At 73.3% G+C, this 3,727-nt stretch carries 1 protein-coding gene; it reads left to right on the top strand.

All coding sequences use genetic code 11. The features are described 5' to 3' along the window. Positions 1-16 precede the first annotated feature (16 nt). Complete coding sequence (locus ACFV2X_RS07285; RefSeq protein ID WP_385612565.1) at positions 17-3,700, top strand: beta-ketoacyl synthase N-terminal-like domain-containing protein; 3,684 nt, start codon at positions 17-19, stop codon at positions 3,698-3,700. Positions 3,701-3,727 lie beyond the last annotated feature (27 nt).

Here is a 3,727-nt window from a genome sequence, read left to right as displayed (position 1 = left end):
AGGAGATTCAGAGACGATGTCGCCCCACGTCAAGCAGCTCAAGCAGACGTTGTCGGAGCTCGCGGCCCGGGTGCTGGACGCCTCCCCCGAGCGGGTGGCCGAGGCATCCTTCCAGGAGCTGGGCCTCGGCCTGGTCGCGGCCGTGGAGCTGACCGAGGAGGTCAACGCCCGGTTCGGCACGGCGCTTCCGACCAGCGCGGTGACCGAGGCGGGCGATCTCGGCCGGCTCGCCGAGCGGGTCGAGGCCACCCTCGCCCGGCAGGCCGCCCCGCCGGAGGCGGTGGCGGTGATCGGGATGCACTGCCGTACCGCCGGCGCCGCCGACCCCGAGGAGCTGTGGGAGGTGATCAGTGAGGGCCGGGACTGCACCGGTCCGGTGGCCGACCCGGTGGCGCTCTCGCTGTTCCGCGAGCACTTCCCGGACGCGGCGGTGCCCGCTTACGGCGCCATGGCCGAGGCCGAGTGCTTCGACCCGGCGTTCTTCCGGATCTCACCGCGCGAGGCCGCCGCGATGGACGCCGCCCAGCGGGTCCTGCTGGAGTCCTGCTATCACGCGCTCGAGGACGCCGCCCAGGACGCCTCGGCGCTGCGCGGCCGCGCGGTCGCGACCGTCGTCGGCAGCACCGGGCTCGCCCCGCAGAACGAGTACTCCGCGCATGCGCTGATGGGCTCCGACACCAGCATCATGGCCGCTCGCCTGGCCTACCACCTCGACCTCGCCGGGCCCGCGCTGACGGTGGACACGGCCTGCTCGTCCTCGCTCGTCGCCGTGGACATCGCGCGGCGGCTGCTGCTGTCCGGCGAGGCGGAACTCGCTCTGGCCGCCGGGGTCTACGTGGTCAACCACCCCGGGACCTTCGTCACCATGGAGGCCCTGGGCACCGTGTCACCGCGCCGCACCTGCCGCCCCTTCGACGCGGAGGCCGACGGCATGCTGGTGGGCGACGGCGTCGGGGTGCTGGTGCTCAAGCGCCTGTCCGACGCGGTCCGGGACAACGACCGGATCCTGGGCGTCATCCGGGGCAGCGCGACCAACCAGGACGGCCGGACCTCGGGGATCACCTCCCCCAGCTCCACCGCGCAGAGCGCCCTGCTGCGCGAGGTCTACCGGCGCAGCGGCGTCGACATGGGCCGGCTGCGCTACGTGGAGGCGCACGGCACCGGGACCAGCCTCGGCGACCCCATCGAGGTGCACGGCCTGACCGAGGCGTTCGAGGAGTTCACCGAGCGCAAGCAGTTCTGCGCGATCGGCTCGGTCAAGGCCAACATCGGCCACACGATGGGGGCCGCGGGCGTGCTGGGCGCCATCAAGGTGCTGCTGTGCCTGCGGTACGGAAAGCTCCCCCCGGCAGCCAACTTCCGCGACGAGAACAAGCACGTCGACTTCGCCGACACCCCGGTCCACGTCAACCGCGAGCCGGCCGACTGGGCTGCGGACGACACTGGCCCCCGGCTGGCCGGCGTGAGCTCTTTCGGGTACAGCGGCACCAACGCCCACGTCATCATCGAGGAGTTCCCGGCCGCCGAGCGCCGCGGTCGGGCCCTGCCCCGGCGGCGGCAGCTCGTACCGCTCTCCGCGAAGACCGATGCCCAGCTGCGGCAGAAGGCCGGGGCTCTCGCCGCACGGCTGCGGAACGACAAGCTGGGCGACGACGCGCTGCAGGACGTGGCGTACACGCTCCAGGTGGGCCGCGAGGCGTTCCCCGAGCGGCTCGCGGTGTCCGCAGACTCGATGAGCGAACTGATCAAGCGGCTGGAGGCGTTCGCGGGCGGCACCGACGCTGTCCCGGCCACCTACCGGGGGCGGGCCCCCGAAGACCGTACGGGCGGGCAGGCCCCGGCCGCGGCCGGGCGCGATGTGGACGAGCTCGCCGCGGCCTGGGCCACCGGCGCGGCGGTGGACTGGCCACGGCTGCACACCGGCGGCGCGCCCCGGCGGATCCAGCTGCCCGGCCACCCCTTCGAGCGCGAGGTGTTCCGCCACGCCTGGGCCGACGGCGCCCCGGCCGACGGCGCCCCGGCCGACGGCGCCCTGGCCGACGCGCCCGGCCATGACACCGCGCCGCCGCGCCCGGCCGCCGGAGCCGTGCCCTCCGTCCTGGTGGAACTCGACGCGGCGGCCGAGGAACACCTGCGGGCCGATCCGTCGGCCGCGGACATGGAAGCCGCGCTCCGCAACGATGTGATGGTCCGCGAACTGGCCAAGGTGTGCCGGGAGTTGCTGTTCGCCTCGCTGCGCAGGATGGAGGTCTTCCAGGCCCCCGGCGAGCGCCACGGCGCGCCCGAGCTGATCCGGCGGCTGGGCGTCGTGGACGAGCACACCTCGCTGTTCCGCGCGCTGCTCGGCATCCTCACCGACGACGGGCTGCTGCGCGCCGAGGGGGAGGAACTGGTCACCACCGACCGGGTCGCCGACCCCGCGCTGCTGCGCTGGGAGCCGGACCGGCTGGAGACCCTCAAGCGTGAGGTGACCGGCCACTACCCGGAGATGGAGGGCTACTTCCGGCTGCTGACCTCCTGCCTGGAGGAGTTCCCGGCCATCCTCACCGGCCGCCGGAAGGCCCATGAAGTCCTCTTCCCCGACGGCTCCTTCGACGCGGTGGAGGCCGTCTACCACAGCGATCAGGACACCAACGCCCTGGTGGCCCAACTGGTCGCCGCGTACGCGCGGGCCCGGTTGGCCCGCGACCCGGGCACGGAGGTGTCCGTGTTGGAGATCGGCGCGGGCACCGGCGGCACGACCGCGAAGGTGCTGCCCGCGCTGGACGGCCTCCAGGACCGGCTGCGCTACGCGTACACCGACATCTCGCGCAGCTTCACCCTGTACGGACGCAACCGGTACGCCAAGGACCACCCGTTCCTGAGCTTCCAGCAGCTGGACATCGAGACCCCGCCGGCCGAGCAGGGCTTCGAGGCGGGCGCCTACGACGTCGTGCTGGCCTGCAACGTGCTGCACGCCACCCGGCGGATCGACGACTCGCTGGCCCACGCCCGGCAACTGCTGCGGCCCGGCGGTGTGCTGATCCTGCTGGAGACCACCCGGGTGCAGGAGTTCTTCACCCTCACCTTCGGCCTGATGGCCGGCTGGTGGGCGTTCCAGGATTACGAGCGCAGGCTGCCCGGCTCGCCGCTGCTGAGCGTCGCCCTGTGGCGCCAGGCCCTGGAGCAGGGCGGCTTCCGCGCGGTGCGCAGCCTGTCGCTGGCCCCGGTGCGCGAGGACCAGGCGTACCAGGCCGTCGTCCTGGCGGAGAACGAGGGGGCCGTGACCGGCCTGACGGACACCACAGCCCCGGTCCTGCCGCGCCCGGCCGCGTCGGCGGAGCCGCCGACGGTCACCGCGACACCGGCACCGACCGCGCAGGCGACGCAGGCGACGCAGCTTGCCGAGCCCGCCGAGCCCGCTCATGCCTCGGAAGAGGACGCCGACGGCTCCCTCCAGGCCATGGTGGTCGACGCCTGGCGGGAGGTGCTGGGCGTCGCCTCGGCCCGGCCGGACGACGACTTCCAGGAGCTGGGGGGCGACTCGATCCTGGCGACCCAGATCATCTCCCGGCTCAAGAGCGGCTTCCCCATCGAGCTGGACCTGGGCGAGCTGTTCCAGGCCCGCACCCTGGCCGACATGGTCGCCATGCTCGAAGCCGAACTGGTCGAGCGCATCGAGGAACTGCCCGAAGACACCGTCGCCACCTTGCTCGCGTGAGTCGCGGAACCCGGATACCTGAAGGAG

This window comes from Streptomyces sp. NPDC059679 (genome assembly GCF_042734105.1).
In the GTDB taxonomy this organism is placed as follows: domain Bacteria; phylum Actinomycetota; class Actinomycetes; order Streptomycetales; family Streptomycetaceae; genus Streptomyces.
This window is presented reverse-complemented; position numbering and strand designations above follow the sequence as displayed.

Coding starts and splice junctions, on each gene's coding strand:
- ACFV2X_RS07285 (WP_385612565.1), top strand. CDS start 17: ATGTCGCCCCACGTCAAGCAGCTCAAGCAGACGTTGTCGGAGCTCGCG.